The 19,406-nt window shown below is 51.4% G+C and carries 16 protein-coding genes; 5 read left to right on the plus strand and 11 right to left on the minus strand.

Annotated features, from left to right (window positions below; all coding sequences use genetic code 11):
* The first annotated feature begins 44 nt into the window (after positions 1 to 44).
* From DQM29_RS12390 to emrB, 4 genes are all read left to right on the plus strand, one after another.
* Entirely contained in the window at positions 45 to 761 is a 717-nt protein-coding gene (locus DQM29_RS12390; RefSeq protein WP_111740980.1) for an XRE family transcriptional regulator, read from the plus strand.
* Between the two features lie 275 nt (positions 762 to 1,036).
* Entirely contained in the window at positions 1,037 to 1,543 is a 507-nt protein-coding gene (mprA, locus tag DQM29_RS12395; RefSeq protein WP_111740981.1) for a transcriptional repressor MprA, read from the plus strand.
* A 242-nt stretch (positions 1,544 to 1,785) separates the two neighbouring features.
* Positions 1,786 to 2,964 carry a multidrug efflux MFS transporter periplasmic adaptor subunit EmrA gene (emrA, locus tag DQM29_RS12400; RefSeq protein WP_111740982.1) on the plus strand — a complete coding sequence of 393 codons (1,179 nt, stop codon included), beginning with the start codon at positions 1,786 to 1,788 and terminating at the stop codon, positions 2,962 to 2,964.
* Positions 2,965 to 2,972: 8 nt separating this feature from the next.
* A complete protein-coding gene (gene emrB / locus DQM29_RS12405) occupies positions 2,973 to 4,514 on the plus strand; it encodes a multidrug efflux MFS transporter permease subunit EmrB (RefSeq protein WP_111740983.1) in 1,542 nt (513 codons plus the stop codon).
* Positions 4,515 to 4,595: 81 nt separating this feature from the next.
* Here emrB and DQM29_RS12410 read toward each other — a convergent pair whose 3' ends face one another.
* The 6 genes from DQM29_RS12410 to DQM29_RS12435 form a co-directional block, all read right to left on the minus strand.
* Positions 4,596 to 5,732 (minus strand): glycerate kinase, encoded by a 1,137-nt coding sequence (locus DQM29_RS12410; protein WP_111740984.1) that lies wholly within the window; start codon positions 5,730 to 5,732, stop codon positions 4,596 to 4,598.
* Between the two features lie 86 nt (positions 5,733 to 5,818).
* Complete coding sequence (garR, locus tag DQM29_RS12415; RefSeq protein ID WP_111740985.1) at positions 5,819 to 6,703, minus strand: 2-hydroxy-3-oxopropionate reductase; 885 nt, start codon at positions 6,701 to 6,703, stop codon at positions 5,819 to 5,821.
* Between the two features lie 93 nt (positions 6,704 to 6,796).
* On the minus strand, positions 6,797 to 7,573 hold the full coding sequence (gene garL / locus DQM29_RS12420) for a 2-dehydro-3-deoxyglucarate aldolase (RefSeq protein WP_111740986.1): 777 nt from the start codon (positions 7,571 to 7,573) through the stop codon (positions 6,797 to 6,799).
* 102 nt (positions 7,574 to 7,675) lie between these two features.
* Entirely contained in the window at positions 7,676 to 9,016 is a 1,341-nt protein-coding gene (gudD, locus tag DQM29_RS12425) for a glucarate dehydratase (protein ID WP_111740987.1), read from the minus strand.
* Between the two features lie 35 nt (positions 9,017 to 9,051).
* A complete protein-coding gene (locus DQM29_RS12430; protein ID WP_111740988.1) occupies positions 9,052 to 10,386 on the minus strand; it encodes an enolase C-terminal domain-like protein in 1,335 nt (444 codons plus the stop codon).
* A gap of 17 nt (positions 10,387 to 10,403) precedes the next feature.
* Positions 10,404 to 11,753 (minus strand): MFS transporter, encoded by a 1,350-nt coding sequence (locus DQM29_RS12435; protein WP_111740989.1) that lies wholly within the window; start codon positions 11,751 to 11,753, stop codon positions 10,404 to 10,406.
* A 541-nt stretch (positions 11,754 to 12,294) separates the two neighbouring features.
* Between DQM29_RS12435 and garD the strand changes: the two genes are divergently transcribed.
* Positions 12,295 to 13,857, plus strand: coding sequence for a galactarate dehydratase (gene garD / locus DQM29_RS12440; RefSeq protein WP_111740990.1), 1,563 nt, complete (start codon positions 12,295 to 12,297; stop codon positions 13,855 to 13,857).
* A gap of 735 nt (positions 13,858 to 14,592) precedes the next feature.
* Here garD and DQM29_RS12450 read toward each other — a convergent pair.
* The 5 genes from DQM29_RS12450 to DQM29_RS12470 all read right to left on the minus strand — a co-directional run bounded on the left by DQM29_RS12450 (position 14,593) and on the right by DQM29_RS12470 (position 19,313).
* Positions 14,593 to 15,738, minus strand: a complete 1,146-nt coding sequence (locus DQM29_RS12450; RefSeq protein WP_111740992.1) for a hypothetical protein — start codon at positions 15,736 to 15,738, stop codon at positions 14,593 to 14,595.
* Positions 15,739 to 15,904: 166 nt separating this feature from the next.
* Positions 15,905 to 17,059: a CdaR family transcriptional regulator gene (locus tag DQM29_RS12455; RefSeq protein WP_111740993.1), complete on the minus strand. Its 1,155-nt coding sequence runs from the start codon at positions 17,057 to 17,059 to the stop codon at positions 15,905 to 15,907.
* Between the two features lie 268 nt (positions 17,060 to 17,327).
* On the minus strand, positions 17,328 to 18,257 hold the full coding sequence (locus tag DQM29_RS12460) for a LysR family transcriptional regulator (protein WP_111740994.1): 930 nt from the start codon (positions 18,255 to 18,257) through the stop codon (positions 17,328 to 17,330).
* A 91-nt stretch (positions 18,258 to 18,348) separates the two neighbouring features.
* Positions 18,349 to 19,119 (minus strand): deoxyribose-phosphate aldolase, encoded by a 771-nt coding sequence (gene deoC, locus DQM29_RS12465; RefSeq protein WP_111740995.1) that lies wholly within the window; start codon positions 19,117 to 19,119, stop codon positions 18,349 to 18,351.
* Positions 19,120 to 19,154: 35 nt separating this feature from the next.
* Positions 19,155 to 19,313 carry a XapX domain-containing protein gene (locus DQM29_RS12470; protein WP_111740996.1) on the minus strand — a complete coding sequence of 53 codons (159 nt, stop codon included), beginning with the start codon at positions 19,311 to 19,313 and terminating at the stop codon, positions 19,155 to 19,157.
* Positions 19,314 to 19,406 lie beyond the last annotated feature (93 nt).

A 19,406-nucleotide genomic window follows, 5' to 3' on the forward strand; every position in this document is an offset into this window, starting at 1 on the left:
TTTCGTGACGATTTCCAGACCCGATTACATCAAGAGAGAGCCTTATGCAAACGCTAGCAGAACGCGTCGCCTGGAGACGTGAACAGTTAGGCCTGAGTCAAAAAACGCTGGCGGAAAAAATCCAGGTCAGTCAGCAGTCGATAAATAAAATAGAGTCTGGGCAGACTCGTGCGCCACGCAGCATAGATAAACTGGCCGAAGCGCTAGATGTCACACCCCAGTGGCTGATGTTCGGTGAGGGTCAGGTTCGCATTAAGTCTGCAGACGTCTATGACTCTGAAATAAAGGCCAGCAGCCTGAAAGTTGAAGAGTGGGAATCCATGAACCATGACAAAGATGAGTTCATTGAGGTTTCTATGCTTAACGTTGAAGCCGCCTGTGGCGACGGCACCATGGCGGAAAACGAGCACGAGATTTATGCACTCCCCTTCCGCCGCTATACGCTACGCAGAATGGGCGTAAACGCCCGCAACGCGCGCGTGGTCAGGGTTATAGGTAACAGCATGGCGCCCATGCTTCGCAGCGGTGATGTGGTAGGAATAGACACAGCCAACCACTCACAGATTGTTGACGGTGACCTTTACGCTATTCGCGACGGCAACCTAATCCGCGTCAAGCAATTAGTGCCTCGCCCCGACGGCGGCATTATTATCAAAAGCTTTAATAATACCGACTACCCTGACGAGCAATTAAGCCGAGAAGAGTTCGAACAAAGAATCCACATTATTGGTCGAGTGTTTTGGTCGTCTACGCTTTGGTAATTGTCTTACCCATCTCTCGCCGCCCTTAAGGGCGGCCTCTTCTTACCCTATATAGGCCGCTTTCAACCCTGCCCTTAACCCCGAATTTACGCACTCTAAGTGTATTTCTTTGCACGCGTCAATAAAGTCGCAGAAAAACGTTGCAAACGCGTTGTAATAATGCATTAAATTAATCAACACACATTAATCATCTAAAAAAACTAAAACAAATAATATTTACTAGCTGGTAATAATACAGTTATAATACAACAATACCAAAAAGGAGAAGAGTGCACATGGGAAGTTCATTTTCACCAACGGAAGATATATTAAACCTATATTTATCAATGCAGGATGATTTTCCTTACGAAGAAATTCATCTAACCCGCCTTAACATGCATACCTATTCAAAGCTGCTTGATTATCGCAATAAAAACTTTAAATCTCTGGGTATTAACGAAACGCTTTTCATGGCGCTTGTCATTCTAAATACTCAAGAAAATAAGTCTATCCAACCCTCAGAGCTAAGCCTTGCTTTAGGTTCATCAAGAACTAACGCAACACGTATCGCTGATGACTTGGAGAAAAAAGGTTGGATCGTTCGTAAGGAAAGCGATCGCGATCGCCGCTGTTTGCACCTGTTTTTAACTCAGTCCGGTCAAGACTTTTTAAATAGTCTTCTTCCGCAGCAAAACTCTAACCTGCTAAAAATTTGGTCTGCATTTACCAAAGAAGAACGTCAGCAGCTAGAAATGCTAAACCGCAAACTGCTAACACGTTTAGAGACGCTCGACCCCGCCTAACGATGACTTAATCGTTATCTCAGGCTGTGCTCCCTGACGTTTTGCCCTCAGCGAGCCGTAAGGAAGCGCAGCCTAACTGATTTTTCTGTTTAGCTTTATATGCGTTTACTCAATACAACGCGAAATATCCGAATAATTCTCCTGCCCTATCGTCTAAAATACTTATAAACTACATCGTTAACATATACGCTACACGGCTTTTAATAAGCCCTTTTCAATCGTTATATTGAAGGTAATACTGAATGTCCGCGGATACTTCTGCCCCGCAGCCCAATAGTAAGAAGCGTTCACGCAAGCTGGCAATGACGCTGGCGGCTACGCTGTTTATCGCTATTGGCGCTGGTTACGCCGTTTACTGGTTTGTTGCCCTTCGTCATCATCAAACGACAGATGACGCCTATGTGGCCGGCAATCAGGTTCAAATCATGTCGCAAATAACCGGTAACGTGGCGGCAATTTATGCAGACAACACTGATAGAGTAAAAAAAGGCGACGTTCTGGTCATGCTTGACCAAACCGATGCCCTTCAGGCGTATGAGCGTGCGCAAACTGCGCTGGCCAACAGCGTGCGTCAAACGCACCAGCTGATTATTAACAACCGCCAGCTGAAAGCGAATATTGCGCTCAAAACCACCTCTCTAAATCAGGCCTTAGCAGACCTAAGCCGCCGCGAGACGCTGGGAAAAACCGGCGCTATTGGTAAAGAAGAGCTGCAGCACGCTAGAGACGCCGCCGCCAGTGCCCGCGCCGAGCTGGAAGTCGCCCAGCAGCAATATCACTCTAACAACGCTCTGGTGTTAAACACGCCGCTGGAGCAGCATCCTTCGGTTTTACACGCTTCATCACAGCTTCGTGACGCTTGGCTAACGCTGCAAAGAACTAAAGTTGTTGCCCCCATTGACGGCTATGTTTCTCGCCGCAGCGTACAGGTTGGCGCACAAATTTCAGCTAATGCGCCTCTGATGGTGATCGTTCCTGCCGATCAGATTTGGGTTGATGCCAACTTTAAAGAAACTCAGCTGGCCAATATGCGTATTGGCCAGCCTGTCGAACTGATCAGCGACTTTTACGGTGATGACGTTGTTTACGAAGGCACGATTGTAGGCCTAGATATGGGTACCGGCAGCGCGTTTTCACTACTTCCCGCACAGAACGCCACCGGCAACTGGATTAAAGTCGTTCAGCGCCTGCCCGTCAGGATAGCTCTGGATCCTCAGCAGATCGCCAAACACCCCCTCCGCATTGGTCTCTCGATGGAAGCGACCGTCGATACGCAAGACCAGCAGGGTGAAGTGTTAGCACAAACTCCTCGAAATGCGGTGGTCTATCAGACAGACGCCCTGACCTACTCTCTTGAGCCGGTTAACGAGCTGATTGCCAAGATAATTCGCGATAATGCCGGGCAGCCTGAAGATAAATGAAATCACCAATGACGCCCCTTGAGGGAGCCAAGCTAGGCTGGATCACGCTCGCCCTAGCGCTGGCAACCTTTATGCAGATCCTGGATTCGACGATCGCCAACGTGGCGATCCCCACGATCTCTGGCGATCTAGGATCATCCCTGTCTCAAGGAACATGGGTCATTACCTCATTTGGTGTCGCCAACGCTATCTCTATCCCGCTCACCGGCTGGCTGGCGAAGCGACTGGGAGAAGTTCGCCTGTTTATGGCGGCTACCATACTGTTCGTCATCGCCTCATGGCTGTGCGGCATGTCGCACAGTCTGGAAATGTTGATTGCTTCTCGCGTGCTTCAGGGGCTAGTGGCGGGTCCGATCATGCCGCTGTCTCAGAGCCTGCTGCTTAACAACTACCCTCCCCTTAAGCGCAGTATGGCACTGGCTCTGTGGTCAATGACGGTGACTGTCGCCCCGATTTTCGGCCCGATCCTCGGCGGCTGGATCAGCGACAACTACCACTGGGGCTGGATTTTTTATATCAACGTGCCGGTCGGCCTCGCAGTAGTGGCTATTACTTGGTTCATCCTCAAAGACAGAGAAACCGAGACGGAAATCAAGCCTATTGATACTGTAGGTCTGGTGCTGCTGGTGGCCGGTATTGGCTGCTTCCAGATGCTGCTCGACAGGGGAAAGGAGCTGGACTGGTTCGAGTCGGGAGAAATCATTACGCTCGCCGTCATTGCGGTTGTCGCCATCACCTTCCTGATTATCTGGGAGCTGACGGACGATCACCCCATTGTCGATCTCTCACTGTTTAAATCGCGCAACTTCACCATTGGCTGCCTGTGCACCAGTCTGGCGTTTATGCTGTACATTGGCTCTATCGTGCTGCAGCCACAGCTTCTACAGGTTGTTTTTGGCTATACCGCCACTTGGGCGGGCCTCGCCGCGGCGCCAATTGGGCTGATACCGCTAATGCTGGCGCCCGTTATCGGTAAATACGGGCCTAAAATCGACCTGCGCCGTCTGGTCACGTTCAGCTTTATTGTTTACGCAGCCTGCTTCTACTGGCGAGCCTATACGTTCGAACCCAGTATGGGATTCAGCGCCGTGGCTTGGCCGCAGTTTTTCCAAGGATTTGCCGTAGCCTGCTTCTTTATGCCGCTGACGACCATTACCCTCTCGGACGTTGAGCCGTCGAAAATCGCGGCGGCCTCCAGCCTGTCCAACTTCTTGAGAACACTGGCTGGCTCTATCGGTACATCCATTACCACCACCGGCTGGACACAGCGCGAGGCACTCCACCACGAGCGACTCACTGAAGCAATCTCGCCTTACAACCCGCTGGCTCAACAGACTTACGACACACTGGAAAAGCTAGGCATGAGCTCAACGCAGGCCTCAAGCTATCTTAGTAACCAGATAACCAACCAGGGTCTTATCATGTCTGCCAATGAAATATTCTGGCTTAGCGGAGCGGTTTTCCTCACTCTGCTGGTGTTTGTCTGGTTCGCTAGGCCGCCGTTTATTATTGGCGGCGGTGGCGCTCGCCCCAGCGGTGGGGAACATTAGTCTCCATGTAGATAGCAAAAAGCCCCGCTAAAAATCAGCGGGGCTTTTTATAGGTATCGCCTATAAGCACATTCAGAGACTTCAAGACCTTCCAAGCCGGTAAGCCATGGCGACGTTTCTGGCTGCCATCCTGACGTTATCCGCCGCCTGCTTTAGGGCATCATCCAACGAAGTGATTGTGTACAGCACGCTGAACACCGCATCTAATCCGTGTTGGTAAACCACCTCAACGTCGCTGCTCAGGCTACCGGCAATGGCAATAACCGGTTTGCCGTAGCGCTTGGATACGCGCGCCACGCCAATCGGTACTTTGCCGTTTACCGTTTGGCTATCGATACGGCCTTCGCCAGTGATCACTAAATCCGCATCTTTAACCGCTTCATCGAGCCCAACCGCTTCAGTGACAATATCAATACCAGGGCGAAGCTCCGCCCCCAAGAAGGCCAGCAGCGCCGCTCCCATCCCTCCCGCAGCTCCTGCGCCCGGTACGTCATTGACGTCTAGCGCCAAATCGCGCTTAATCACCTGCGCGTAGTGCAGCAGGTTCGCGTCCAACTGGGCAATCATCTCTGGCGTTGCGCCCTTCTGCGGCCCGAAAATGGCAGAGGCACCCTGCGGACCCGTTAATGGATTAGTCACATCACAGGCGACCTCAAAGCGGCAGGACTTAATGCGTTTGTCCATTCCGCTAACGTCTATTCTATCCAGCCTGGCAAGCTCCGCTCCGCCAAAGCCTATTTCTCGGCCTTCTTTATCGAGCAGCCTTGCGCCCAGCGCCTGCACCATACCTGCACCGCCATCGTTAGTTGCACTACCGCCGATGCCAATAATGCAGTGCGTCACGCCGCGATCTAATGCGCTAGCGATTAACTCCCCAGTGCCGTAAGACGTTGTCACCATCGGATTGCGCCGGTTGACCGGTACTCTTTCTAAACCGCTGGCAGCGGCCATCTCAATAATGGCGTAGCGCTCATCGCCGGACAGGCCAAGAAAAGCCTCTCCTCTTTCTCCTAATGGATCGGTCACGTCTACGGTAAGAGTTTTTCCTGACGTCGCGGCCACCATCGCGTCAACTGTCCCCTCTCCCCCGTCAGCAACAGGCAGCTTAACGTACTGCGCATCAGGGAAAACTTCACGGAATCCAGCCTCTATTTGTAGAGCAACGTCCAGCGCGCTCAGGCTCTCTTTGTAGGAATCCGGTGCGATGACTATTTTCATAACCTATCCATATAAAAGATGACTAAAAAACCAGTGTAATGCGTCCAGCCTGAGCCGCGGGCGTGACTGCCCGCGGCGCGGCGTCATTACCGGGCGACTTCCACTTTCGCCAATTTCTCGTAGTAGCGAGCCAGAGCGCTGTGGTCACAGGTACCCATATCGTCAGCCTTCAGCGCCTGCATCATTTCCATCACCGCCGCAGTCAGCGGCAGCTGAGCGCCAATGCCGTGAGAAGTATCCAGCGCGTTAGCCAGATCCTTAATGTGCAGATCGATACGAAAGCCCGGCTTGAAGTTGCGATCCAGCACCATCGGCGCTTTTGCATCCAGTACCGTACTGCCCGCAAGCCCGCCGCGAATCGCCTGATAAACCAGCTCAGGGTTCACGCCCGCTTTGGTTGCCAACACTAGCGCTTCAGACATCGCGGCAATGTTCAGCGCAACGATCACTTGGTTAGCCAGTTTGGTGACGTTACCGGCACCCACATCGCCAGTGTGAACCACGGATCCAGCCATTGCTTTCATGATGTCGTAGTGTTTATCGAAAATCGCTTTGTTACCGCCCACCATAACGGACAGAGTGCCGTCGATAGCCTTTGGCTCACCGCCGCTAACGGGTGCATCCAGCATTTCTACGCCTTTTTTGGCAAGCTCAGCGTGAATTTCACGACTGGCCAGTGGAGCAATAGAGCTCATGTCGATAACAACCAGCCCGGCCTTCGCACCCTCAATTACGCCGTTCTCTCCCAGAACAACGTCCTTAACGTGTGGCGAGTTAGGCAGCATGGTGACTACAACGTCACAGACTTCAGCAACCGCTTTTGGTGATGCAGCAGAGGTCGCTCCGGCAGCAACCACTTCAGCCACAGCATCCGCATTGCGATCCATAACCACCAGCGAGTAGCCCGCTTTCAGCAGGTTCTTACTCATTGGTTTACCCATAATGCCGAGTCCAATAAAACCGATTTTCATCACTTATTCCTCATAGTCCATAAACCCCGCACGGCTATTCGTGCGGATTGCTAAAACCGTGAAGGTCTCTGAGTTTGAGACCTTTTGCCTTACTTATTTACCACTGCGGTATTTGTCACTCAGCGCCTGCGTCGCGCCGCGGAAAACGCCAAGATCGCTGCCGACGGCAACGAAGGTCGCGCCCCATTCCAAATAGCGACGGGCATCGGCTTCTACCGGTGCCAAAATTCCACAGGCCTTACCGTGCTTTTTGGCACAGTCAAACACGCTGCGAATCGCCTTTTGCACGTCTGGGTGCCCGGCCTGCCCCAAATATCCCAGTGCAGCGGACAGATCGCTTGGGCCAACGAACAGCGCATCAACCCCTTCAACGGCAGCAATAGCGTCGAGGTTATCTAACCCTTCCTGACTTTCGATCTGCACGATCACGCTGATATTGTCGTTAATTTTGCCGAAATAATCGGCTTCAGTACCGTACTGGTTGCTGCGGTGAGACACGGACACGCCGCGAATACCGTGAGGTGGATAACGAGTAGAGGCCACGGCTCGCTTGGCTTCCTCTTCTGTCTCAACGAACGGGATCAGGAAGTTGTAGAAACCGATATCCAGCAGGCGCTTGATCGTCACCGGATCGTTAGACTGAGGGCGCACGATGGGCGTACTGTCAGAGTCTTTCAGCGCCATCAGCTGAGGAATAAACGTGCCCACGTCGTTAGGAGCATGTTCGCCGTCAAGCAGCAGCCAATCAAAACCCGCATAGCCCAGCACCTCGGTGGTGATAGGGTTTGCCAGAGCAGACCAGCAGCCGATAAGGCGCTTGCCGTCTTTCAGGTCGCGACGGAACAGATTGGGAATGTAACTCTTAGCCATAATAAAACCTTCTCTCTATTTGTGGCGCTTAGGCCGTCCATTTATCTATCGATGTGACGGCATCAAAGCGTCTGTGGGCCGAGATATCGGCCCTTTCAGTCATTAGCGCACCAGACAAGGACGCTTGTTGTCGAACGTCCAGTTAGGGATCAGATACTGCATTCCCATGGCATCGTTGCGCGCGCCCAGCCCCATATTTTTGTACAGCTCGTGGGCTTTAAGCACTTGGTCCATATCGATATCAACACCCAGACCCGGCTTCTTAGGTACCTGAACCATACCGCCTTCAATCTTGAGCGGCTCTTTGGTAATGCGCTGGTTGCCTTCCTGCCAGATCCAGTGCGTATCAATTGCGGTGATTTTGCCCGGCGCTGCGGCAGCGACCTGAGTAAACATCGCCAGCGACACGTCGAAGTGGTTGTTAGAATGAGAGCCCCAGGTCAAACCCCACTCGTGACACATCTGCGCCACGCGAACAGAACCCTGCATTGTCCAGAAGTGCGGATCCGCCAGCGGAATATCAACAGAGTGCAGCTGAATGGTGTGCCCCATTTGACGCCAGTCGGTGGCGATCATGTTAGTAGCGGTCAGCAGGCCAGTTGCGCGGCGGAACTCTGCCATCACTTCACGACCGGAGTAACCCTGTTCAGCACCGCAAGGATCTTCTGCATAGGCCAGCGAACCGCGCAGGTATTTACCAATTTTGATAGCTTCATCCAGTGACCACGCACCGTTCGGATCCAGCGTAATGCGCGCCTGTGGGAAGCGCTTAGCCAGCGCCACGATGGACTCTGCCTCTTCTTCCCCAGCCAATACGCCGCCCTTCAGTTTAAAGTCGTTAAAGCCGTATTTTTCATAGGCCGCTTCCGCCAGACGGACGACGGTTTCCGGCGTCAGCGCTTCTTCATGACGCAGGCGATACCAGTCGCACTTGTCGCTGGACTGGTTTTGATAAGGTAAATCGGTCTTTGTGCGATCGCCGATATAGAACAGGTAGCCAAGCATTTCGACTTCATCACGCTGCTGCCCGTCACCCAATAGAGAGGCAACCGTCACGCCCAGATGCTTACCTAGCAGGTCCAGCATGGCGGCTTCGATAGCGGTAACAACGTGAATCGTCGTGCGCAGGTCAAATGTCTGAAGGCCACGACCGCTGGAATCGCGATCGGCAAACTGGTCGCGCACCGCATTCATTACGTTTTTATATTCGCCCAGCGTTTTACCAATAATCAGCGCTTTGGCGTCTTCTAGCGTTTGGCGGATCTTTTCACCACCGGGGACTTCACCCACACCAGTATTGCCCGCACTATCCTTCATAATCACGATATTGCGCGTGAAATAAGGCGCGTGGGCACCGCTCAGGTTTAACAGCATGCTGTCATGACCGGCAACGGGAATGACCTGCATCTCAATAACGCGTGGCGTCGAATTAGGGGTCGTCATGTTATTCACCTTATAATCATTAATTCATTATTCAGTTAGCGAACCATCGCCGGGCGTTTTTTATCAAACGTCCAACCGGGGATCAGATACTGCATGGCCTGTGCGTCGTTTCGCGCGCCGGACGGCATCTTTTTATGCAGCTCGTGCGCCTTCTCTACCTGCACCATATCCAGCTCAATACCTAGACCAGGCTTATCGCTCAGGGCTATCTTGCCGTTGACGATTTGCAGCGGTTCTTTCGTCAGGTGTTGGCCTTCCTGCCAGATCCAGTGGGTATCCAATGCAGTCGGATTACCCGGCGCAGAGGCGCCAACGTGGGTAAACATCGCCAGCGAAATATCAAAGTGGTTGTTGGAATGGCAGCCCCAGGTTAACCCCCACTCGTTGCACAGCTGCGCCACGCGGGAAGCGCCGGTTAGCGTCCAGAAGTGCGGATCAGCCAGAGGGATATCCACCGCCTGCAGCATGATGGAGTGGCACATCTCTCGCCAGTTGGTTGCCACCATGTTAGTGGCCGTCGGCAGCCCGGTTGCCCGGCGGAACTCCGCCATCACTTCGCGCCCGGAATAGCCGTTTTCTGCGCCGCACGGGTCTTCTGCGTAAGTCAGCACGTGATTCATGCCCTTACACAGCCGGATGGCTTCATCAAGTGACCAAGCGCCGTTAGGGTCCAGCGTAATGCGGGCATCCGGAAACGCGCTGGCCAACGCCGTCACGGTTTCTATCTCCTGTTCACCCGGCAGCACACCGCCCTTCATTTTGAAATCTTTAAAGCCGTAGCGATCTTTGGCCGCAGCCGCCAGCTCAACAACTGACGCTGTATCCATTGCTTCCTGATGACGCAGGCAGTACCAGTCGTGCTTGCCCATTTCCGGCGCCAGATAGGGAAGATCGGTTTTCTGGCGATCGCCGATATAGAACAGGTAGCCCAGTACCGTCACTTCATCCCGCTGCTTGCCGGGGCCGAGCAGTTCGGCGACCGGCACGCCCAGGTGCTGTCCCATCAGATCCAACAGAGCAGACTCCAGTGCAGCCACCGCGTTAACCCGCAGCTCGAATGTCCAAGCGCCTTTACCAAAAGTGTCATAATCCGCATTCAGGTTGCCCTGATGCATCTTGTCTACCAGACGGTTAAGAATGGCGACCGACTGCCCTTCAACGTGGGGAATCGCCTCCTGTAGCGTCCGCAGGATCGTCTCTCCGCCTGGGGCTTCACCCACGCCGGTGTGACCGGCATTGTCCTTAAGGATGACGATATTTCGCGTAAAATAAGCGCCATGAGCGCCGCCGACGTTCATCAGCATGCTGTCATGACCGGCTACCGGAACAACCTGCATAGAGATAATTTTTGGCGTGTCTTGAGTGTGCATAGCGGCCTCCTTTCCTATTACAGCTTAAGTTCGATACGCTGGATTTTTCCGACCACAAACAGGTAGCTAAAGATCGCGATGGCTGCGTGGATACCCACGTAAATCAGCGCTCCGTTGAACGAACCGGTAGAGTAGACGATATAGCCGATAGCGATTGGCGTAACGATGCCGGAAATGTTACCGCACATGTTGAACAGACCGCCGCTTAGGCCGCTGATCTCTTTTGGCGCGGTATCAGCCATAACCGCCCAGCCCAGCGCGCCGATTCCCTTACCGAAGAACGCCAGAGCCATAAAGCCTACGACCAGCATTTCAGATTCGATATAGTTACAGAACACCATTGAGATAGAGAGCAGCATACCCAGTACGATAGGCGTCTTTCTTGCAAACGTCACAGACCCGGTGCGCTTCATCAGGTAATCAGAGATAACGCCGCCCAAAATACCGCCCGCAAAGCCGCACAGAGCAGGTACTGACGCCACAAAGCCCGCTTTCAGAATCGACATACCGCGAGCCTGAACCAAGTACACCGGGAACCAGGTAATAAAGAAGTAGGTTAATGCGTTGATACAGTACTGGCCGATATAGATACCCACCAGCATCCGCGAGCTAAGCAGCTGCTTGACGTAACTCAGCTTTGGACCAGAACTGGCATCTTTTTTACCGCCCGCCTGATCCATATTGGTCAATGCGCCACCGCGTTCGATATGATCGATCTCACCCTGATTGATGCTCGGGTGGTCTTTCGGGTTATGGATAACCTTCAACCAGATAAAGCTAACGATAATGCCTAAGGCACCCATAAAGTAGAACACAAACTGCCAGCCTAGTTCGTGGGTCAGCCAGCCCATGATTGGGGCGAAAATAACCGTCGCGAAGTACTGCGCTGAGTTAAAAATAGCGACCGCAGTACCGCGCTCCTGCGCCGGAAACCAGGCAGCAACGATGCGGCTGTTACCGGGGAAAGAAGGCGATTCTGCCAAACCTACCAGGAAGCGCAGCGTAAACAGCAGCACCAGTGCCCACATGCCGCTTAAAAAGCCAATCGCGCCCTGTAACAGGGTAAAGGTTGACCAGGTAAAGATGCTCCAGAAATAAACGCGCTTGGAGCCAAATTTGTCTAGCAGCCAGCCGCCCGGCAGCTGACCCAGTACGTAAGCCCACGAGAACGCAGAAAAGACGTATCCCATACCGATGGCATCAAGCCCCAGCGCAGAAGACATCGGCGCGCCGGCAATGGACAGCGTTGCGCGGTCACCGTAGTTAATTGCCGTCACGGCAAACAGCATGACAACAATCCAGAAACGCACGCGGGTGGGTTTTACCCCTCCGACGCTAGCGTTTGTCGCTGAATTAATAGACCCCATGTTATTCTCCTGTAGATAAAGTTATTTACCTTATCCAATCGTTTTAATTCTGTTAGTTGATAAGCTTTATTGGGCGAGAATAATTTCCAACGGTGATATCCTTCCGTTCAGAGTTATTTCCCCGGTAAGAAATAAGAAAATAGAAAAATAAGAATTCACAGTTCCGCTGAGATGGATACTACTGGCTATACGCAAAACGGGTCATTGGGCATATGCCCAATGATTTATGTAATTTAGGCTATTTCCTAGTCAAAAAATGGCGATAACACTGTAAATAATAAATAAAATCATTAGATTGCACCTTCACTAACATCAGGAGAAGAAATCGGTAATTCATGCGGAAAGGTGAAACTCATCACATAATATTCGATGAATGAAACACGCTACGATTACGTCAGAAAAATAGCTATTGTTATTTTTAATGTTTGGCAGTAGATATATTGTCAGGACGTAATTGAAAAATAGAAAAGCATTCACGCAACCGCTACTGATATGTCTGCTAAAAATAGCCTGATCGCATTTATTTAATGAAGGATCTACAATGAATAAAGAAAAAAGCCTCTCGACGCCGCTTTATATTAAAGTCGACGAGCAGGACAATGTAGCGATAGTCGTAAACGATAACGGCCTTCCCGCAGGCACCCGCTTTAGCTGCGGCCTTGAGCTGGTGGAAATGGTGCCTCAGGGCCATAAGGTTGCGCTGAATGATATCGCTAAAGGCGAAAGTATCATTCGCTATGGTGAAATCATCGGCTATGCCGTTAAGGATATTCCCCAAGGCAGTTGGATAGAAGAATCGCTGGTGGAGCTTCCCGAAGCGCCAGCACTGGAAACGCTTCCGCTGGCCACCAGTGTTCCCCCTGCTATGCCGCCTTTAGAAGGCTATACCTTCGAAGGCTACCGCAACGCTGACGGCAGTGTGGGTACCAAAAACCTGTTGGGTATCACCACCAGCGTTCAGTGCGTGGCTGGCGTCGTTGACTACGTGGTCAAACTTATCGAGCGCGACTTGCTGCCCAAATACCCTAACGTTGACGGCGTTGTCGGCCTGAATCACCTCTACGGCTGCGGCGTTGCCATCAACGCTCCTGCTGCCGTCGTGCCTATCCGCACTATCCATAACCTAGCGCTCAACCCCAACTTTGGCGGTGAAGTCATGGTGATTGGACTGGGCTGTGAAAAACTTCAGCCGGAAAGGCTGCTGGAAGGTACTCCAGACACGCAAAAAATTATCCTGAAAGACAGCCCGATCGTTCGCCTGCAGGACGAGCAACACATGGGCTTTGGCGCCATGGTTCAAGAGATTATGCGCGTCGCGGAGATACATCTTCAGCGGCTGAACGCCAGAACCCGTGAAACCTGCCCCGCGTCTGAGCTGGTGGTCGGTATGCAGTGCGGCGGCAGCGACGCCTTTTCCGGCGTAACGGCCAACCCAGCAGTAGGCTTCGCCTCCGACCTTCTGGTGCGCGCTGGCGCAACGGTGATGTTCTCTGAAGTCACCGAAGTGCGCGACGCTATCCACCTGCTGACGCCGCGCGCCATCGACGAACAGGTCGGTAAACGCCTGCTGGAAGAGATGGCCTGGTACGACAACTATCTCGACAGCGGCAAAACCGACCGCAGCGCCAACCCCTCTCCGGGCAACAAAAAGGGTGGGCTGGCCAACGTGGTGGAAAAAGCGCTGGGATCCATTGCCAAATCGGGCAAGAGCGCCATTATCGAAGTGCTGTCACCGGGTCAACGTCCAACCAAACGCGGGCTTATCTACGCAGCTACGCCTGCCAGCGACTTTGTCTGCGGCACCCAGCAGCTAGCCTCAGGCATTACACTACAGGTGTTTACCTCCGGCCGAGGCACCCCCTACGGCTTGGCTGCGGTACCGGTTATCAAGATGTCGACCCGCAGCGCGCTGGCAAAACGCTGGTTCGATCTGGTAGACATTGACGCAGGCACCATTGCTACTGGTGATGCAACCATTGAAGACGTCGGCTGGGAGCTGTTTCACATGCTGCTAGACGTGGCCAGCGGCCGCAAAAAGCCGTGGTCCGATCAATGGGGCCTCCATAACGCGCTGGCGGTGTTTAACCCAGCTCCGGTGACCTAGTAGGTTAATGGATTAGTATTGAGATGGAAAAGCGGCTCTTTGTGGGTCGCTTTTAAAAGGAAAAGCTTTAAAAGAAGTCTGTTTATTAATCCTTAAAGGATTTAATAACGTAACGCAAGACGTTACCAATAAAAAAGAATAGGTGCACTAAGCTACTCTCGGGAAAATAGTGAACGCCATTGCAGTTCAAAAAGCGCCTCCTGATGTTCTATAAGAAGCCGTTCACGCAATGCCCTCCATTCTATCCAACTACATCGAGATTGATGGTGGCGTAGACCTTTTCTGTACGCTAAAGGTAATGCAATAACTCCAATGAGTAAGAACATCAAACACCCAATAGCCACTATCTTATTTCCAGCTATATCGATACTTTCTCCCCCAAAATAATTTATGAGCAAAATCACCGCCAACCCAATGCAAATGATGCTTCCCCGAATAATCCAATGTGAAACATATAGCGTAAAGCCGCAGATTTAGGGTGCTGAACAATACATATCCTTCGCTCTGGGTGAACGTTAAAAGCAACAACCTCATAAATACCATTTTCCGACGGTACAGCATGCACAGTCACCATTACCTCTTCAGCCAGGAAGATGTATCGCTCTACCGGTAAAAACAGGCTAAACTCATCCTCACAACCATCTAACCTAAATATCAGTAAACAACCATCGGAAGTGGTATAAGGCCAGCTCTGTGGGGAACGACAAAGCTTCAGATTTCCTGTCCTCGTTATCATTAATTTCGCTCCCTAACAATGATAAGTCTAAACGCGCGCTCTGCCGCCCTCCCCCATTTCATCCACAATACACATTCAATTCCCAACAACACCAACAAGAGCAGTCCCCACAGCGAGAAAATAGCGTCAATTGATATGGCAGCCGCCAACAGATACTTAGGCAGATCCACCAAAAATATAAATGCAGTAAGTAAAAAAATGATAACAGCTTGCTTTAGCACTCCCTTAGCCAATTCTAATAATCTGTACTTCTGAATTGGGGCAAGAACGACGCGGGAAGGCTGAACTATCCACCGAGAAACGCTGCCTAATTTCTTATCTTCAGTAAAAGATACCGTTACCGGTTCACCAACAACCAAGTCCTCACAGTGAGAAAAACTTCTGCGAAAGTCAAAATCATCGTCATAGTAAAAAATTCTATTAGAAATATTTAAACGATAGCTAATGGCGTTTGAAAAAATATTTTTTTCACAGGATATAAGTTGACCTGAATAAACGCCTTCAAAATAAGAGAGTTCAGGTTTGTTCACATTAATCTTAGGACAGATACTCTCGGCTTTTTGAAAATCGACCAGACTCTGGTAGAGATCTTTATCTGTCGGCGCATAATCTCCCACATCGCGCATAGCCTTACTTATTGCAGTAAGGGCAATGACAAGCTCATTATAGCTGTCGAAACTAAGATGAAATTCCCCTTCAGTGATGCTTAAGCTACTCTTTAACTCTGGCAATTCCCGCCGACAAACTATTTGCCAGAACTCCATTAGCCAAAAATCGCCTTTGGCACCATAGCGCTTTGACGCTGGTTTCTTAATACAATCCAAAATATCCTGAGTTTTTTTCGTCCATTCAACTCGGTATTCATAGCCTGGCACAAAAGGATATTCACGCAATAAGTCCGGGTCGTCAGCAGGATCTCCCCATTCATCCAGTTCATAACCACTAAAGTCATAGTCGTCCTGCAAAAAACCTACAAGTTGTAAATCGAGGTTAGGTATTTTAGCAATATCGACCATTCCCCAACTGCCCTCCTTCCGTAGAGAGGACTCAATACTTTCCTGAGGAAGTAAAAGGTTTTCCAGAGAGAAATTAGCTAGTTGATTAAACTTATTCTTAAAAAGTATTCGGCTCTCTTTTTTGTCCATACTTATGGTAAGTTCCCTTTAGCCAGCATTCGCAACTTCCGTTCAGCATAAACATATATAACCGTAACGACTATAAAAAATACCTTCTTAAATAAAATTTATATTTTATAAAAGTAAATAGCAGTCATTCAGACTGTTGAAATGATAAATACTTTATCAGCACCCCCTACTCCTCATCCAGCTGTAGCGCAATATACAGCTGCATATGGTCGTCAAACTTCTTCAGGTTAAGCCCGGTGATATCAGAAATGCGGTTGAGGCGATAGTCGAGGGTATTTCGGTGGATATAGAGTGACTTTACTGTCGCGCCGGGGTGCATATTGTGTTTAAACCACGCCAGCAGCGTGCGGCGCAGCAGGCCGTTATTGTCCATAGCCTTAAGCTTAGAAAGGGGGCGGCTTAGCTCATTAACCTGCCAGCCACCGCGCAGGCTGTCGAGCAGCACAGGCAGCATCAGGTCTTGGTAGTAGTAGCTGCGCTGTTCCGGCATTCTTTTTTTGCCGACCGACATAGCTGCCTTGGCCGTACTGTAGGAGCGCGCGACGCTTCCCGGGCCGGAGAAATGGTTGCCAAGCGCAACGCTAACTTTAAGGCGAGTGTTTTCTGACATGCGCTGCAGCAGGCTGTCCACACGCCGGCGGTGTTCATCCGCATCCCAGCGGCCGTGGGAGTTTAACGCAGGCTGTAGCACCACCATCTCGTTCAGGGACACAATAGCAATCAGGTTGTCTCTATCAGGCATCGTCAGCAGGGTTTGTACCTGCTGTAGCTCTGTCATGGAAACCTCAACGCCGAGACTGCCGCTTTCCAGCTCAATCAGCGTCACTATTCTTGGCTGCGTGAGATCGATACCCAGGCGCTGCGCCCAGCCAATCAGTGCCGTTGGCAGTTCGTCACTGCGAATAAGGTTCAGAACCAGCGCTTCACGCATCCGGCTGTCCTGAGCCAGCATGTTAAGCAGTCTTGCCTGTTCCAGCATCATCTCTGCTGCCATGCTGACGAGCTGCCCGTTTTGACGCATCGTATTGGGCTCACCCGTCAGGCCGATCACCCCCACTATGTCCCCTTCCACTCGCAGAGGAAGATTAATGCCGGGCTTAACGCCTCGAAGGCTTGCAGCAACGGCATCATTGATTTCTACAATTCGCCCTTGCGACAGTGCTAACAGCGCGCCTTCATGCAGCTCACCGATTCGATTAATGTCACCGCTGCCGATAATGGTGCCTTTAGCATCCATTACGTTGATATTGCTATCAATAATCTGCATGGTTCGATTGACGATGTCCTGAGCGAGCTTGGCATCAAGGTGGTAAAAAGACATGGCGGTATCCTTACGACGCGTTCAACTTACCAAGGCTAATCGTAGTAAACCGTCGGCGCATTGTGCAATTGCACAAAATTGCGCACCATTTATTCAAAATGAGGGAATAATCACATTTATCAACAAGTCAGGACAAGGGAAAAACAATTCTCTAAATAGAACGCTTCAAAATGAATAGTAAAAACTATCGATTTCCCACTGTCCTCGGGGTAAATATCCCGGTCACGCCGCGCAAAAACTGTACTGTACGCCAAAAAACGGTCGTAGCTTACAGCGCCTCCGTCTCTTTCATCTCCTCTATATCAGCAGATTTCAGCATCCCAATCAGGCGCTGTAAAATCGGCGTTAGCTGCGAGGCGTCGTAAACAATGTACAAATCTGCCGGAATGCGTTCCTCAAGCGGCCGAAAAACGACACCCGGCCAGTTCATCTGTGCGTAGCTGTCTGCCATCAAGGTTATCCCCACGCCCATACTCGTCAGCGCCAGCACGGTTTGGGGCTCAACGGCTTCACGAACAATATTGGGAGAAAAACCGGCACGAAAGCAGACCTTTTGTAAAAAAGACCAGTCCGAGTGCGCAGCTGGCAACGTCACGAAAGGCTCATTTCTCAGCTCGCCAAGAGGAATCGCGCTATAGGCAGCCAGCCGGTGGTTTCTTGGTAGTGCAACCAGATAGGAAGCGCTACGCAGACGCTCGCCGGTCAGCCCCAGCGGGAGTGTTGTCGCCATTCTCCAGATACCGGCATCAATTTCATGATTTTCTAACAGCGCTATCTGCATACCGGGCGACTTTTCGCGAAACAGAATGTCTACGGTCGGATTTTCCTGCATGAAGCGTAAGAAAAAGGGGCGTAGCCCGCCCCACAGCGCAGTACCGACGATACCCAGTTCGACTCTTCCACGCTCACCTCGCCCAATTTGCTCAACTTTTGCCAGCGCCTGATTAGCAGCCTGCAGCAGTAGCCTCGCCTCTTCCATAAGGACTTTACCAGCATGGGTTAGCGCAACACTGCGGGAATGGCGAATAAACAGCATAGTGCCCAATTGGGATTCTAGCTCTTTGATATGAATGCTTAACGGCGGCTGAGACATATTCAGCCTCGCCGCTGCTCTACCAAAGTGCAGCTCTTCTGCAACCGCCAAAAAGTAGCGCAGCAGCTTCAGGTCAGTCCGATAAATTCGCTCCGTCTGGTTCACTACTGACTCCCGTTTGGGGACGCCCCATTAATGGTATTCTCGCTAAAATTGTCCCGGCTACCAAATCAACACTCGCCAGTGAAACAGTTTTTTAATAGGCATTTTGCGACGAAGTCTCTGAACGATCTTCCAACGTCGCCAGCAGGCTTGTTAATAGGCTGGATGCGCCAAAGCGAAAATTCCTCGGCGTTACCCATTCATTGCCCAACAGGCGCGCTGCGATATCCAGATAAACCTGAGCCTCCTGCGCTGAACGCACTCCGCCTGCAGCCTTAAACCCGCACCTACCGCCTTTTTCCGCAATGACCTGAAGCATGACTTCTGCCGCTTCAGGCGTCGCGTTGACCGGCACCTTTCCGGTAGAGGTCTTGATAAAGTCCGCACCGGCGTCAATCGCAATTTGTGATGCCTGACGGATAAGTGAAGGATCGCTCAGCTCACCGCTTTCAATAATGACTTTCAGCAGCTTATCACCGCAGGCCGCTTTACAGGCCGCCACCAGATCGTAACCGATCTGGGTATTACCCGTCTGTAACGCACGCCACGGAAACACAACGTCAACTTCGTCTGCACCGTCAGCGATCGCTGCTCGAGTTTCCCGTTCTGCCAGAGCGATATCTGCCGCCCCTGCCGGGAAGTTGGTCACTGTCGCGACTTTTACCGACTCCAACCCCAGCTCCGCTAGCGCTTGGTGAGCTTTGGCAATAAATGCCGGATAAACGCAAACCGCAGCGGGGTGGCCAAACGCCGTGTTGGCGTTTTGGCACAGCGACTGAATCACTTCGGGCGTGTCGCTCGCGTTAAGCGACGTTAAGTCCATCAGAGTTAAGGCTTTCTGTGCCGTATTTTTTAAGCTTTGCATGTGTTATTTCTCCGTCTATTTTCGGTATATCCGCGCTATTGCATTACCCATTTAACGGCCAGATAGCCAACGTACATAAATACAATGGTCAATACGCCTGGCAAAACGTTCGGCGCAGGAATAGGCACGCGTAGAAAAGTACACAGTGCCCCTACGGTAAAACCAACGCCGGACGATAGCAAAATCTCTTTCATTTAAAGCTCCATCAAACAGTATTTCAAACGGGAGTATTTGTCCCTTCTCGGTGAAAACAGAACGCCGCATCTTCGCCTAGGCCAAGAGCGCGG

This window comes from Leminorella richardii, assembly GCF_900478135.1.
GTDB classification, from domain to species: Bacteria; Pseudomonadota; Gammaproteobacteria; order Enterobacterales; family Enterobacteriaceae; genus Leminorella; species Leminorella richardii.

Bases quoted from the DNA above. Each gene is read 5' to 3' on its own strand.
- DQM29_RS12390 (WP_111740980.1), top strand. From the start codon at position 45: ATGCAAACGCTAGCAGAACGCGTCGCCTGGAGACGTGAACAGTTAGGC.
- mprA (WP_111740981.1), top strand. From the start codon at position 1,037: ATGGGAAGTTCATTTTCACCAACGGAAGATATATTAAACCTATATTTA.
- emrA (WP_111740982.1), top strand. From the start codon at position 1,786: ATGTCCGCGGATACTTCTGCCCCGCAGCCCAATAGTAAGAAGCGTTCA.
- emrB (WP_111740983.1), top strand. From the start codon at position 2,973: ATGACGCCCCTTGAGGGAGCCAAGCTAGGCTGGATCACGCTCGCCCTA.
- DQM29_RS12410 (WP_111740984.1), bottom strand. From the start codon at position 5,732: ATGAAAATAGTCATCGCACCGGATTCCTACAAAGAGAGCCTGAGCGCG.
- garR (WP_111740985.1), bottom strand. From the start codon at position 6,703: ATGAAAATCGGTTTTATTGGACTCGGCATTATGGGTAAACCAATGAGT.
- garL (WP_111740986.1), bottom strand. From the start codon at position 7,573: ATGGCTAAGAGTTACATTCCCAATCTGTTCCGTCGCGACCTGAAAGAC.
- gudD (WP_111740987.1), bottom strand. From the start codon at position 9,016: ATGACGACCCCTAATTCGACGCCACGCGTTATTGAGATGCAGGTCATT.
- DQM29_RS12430 (WP_111740988.1), bottom strand. From the start codon at position 10,386: ATGCACACTCAAGACACGCCAAAAATTATCTCTATGCAGGTTGTTCCG.
- DQM29_RS12435 (WP_111740989.1), bottom strand. From the start codon at position 11,753: ATGGGGTCTATTAATTCAGCGACAAACGCTAGCGTCGGAGGGGTAAAA.
- garD (WP_111740990.1), top strand. From the start codon at position 12,295: ATGAATAAAGAAAAAAGCCTCTCGACGCCGCTTTATATTAAAGTCGAC.
- DQM29_RS12450 (WP_111740992.1), bottom strand. From the start codon at position 15,738: ATGGACAAAAAAGAGAGCCGAATACTTTTTAAGAATAAGTTTAATCAA.
- DQM29_RS12455 (WP_111740993.1), bottom strand. From the start codon at position 17,059: ATGTCTTTTTACCACCTTGATGCCAAGCTCGCTCAGGACATCGTCAAT.
- deoC (WP_111740995.1), bottom strand. From the start codon at position 19,119: ATGCAAAGCTTAAAAAATACGGCACAGAAAGCCTTAACTCTGATGGAC.
- DQM29_RS12470 (WP_111740996.1), bottom strand. From the start codon at position 19,313: ATGAAAGAGATTTTGCTATCGTCCGGCGTTGGTTTTACCGTAGGGGCA.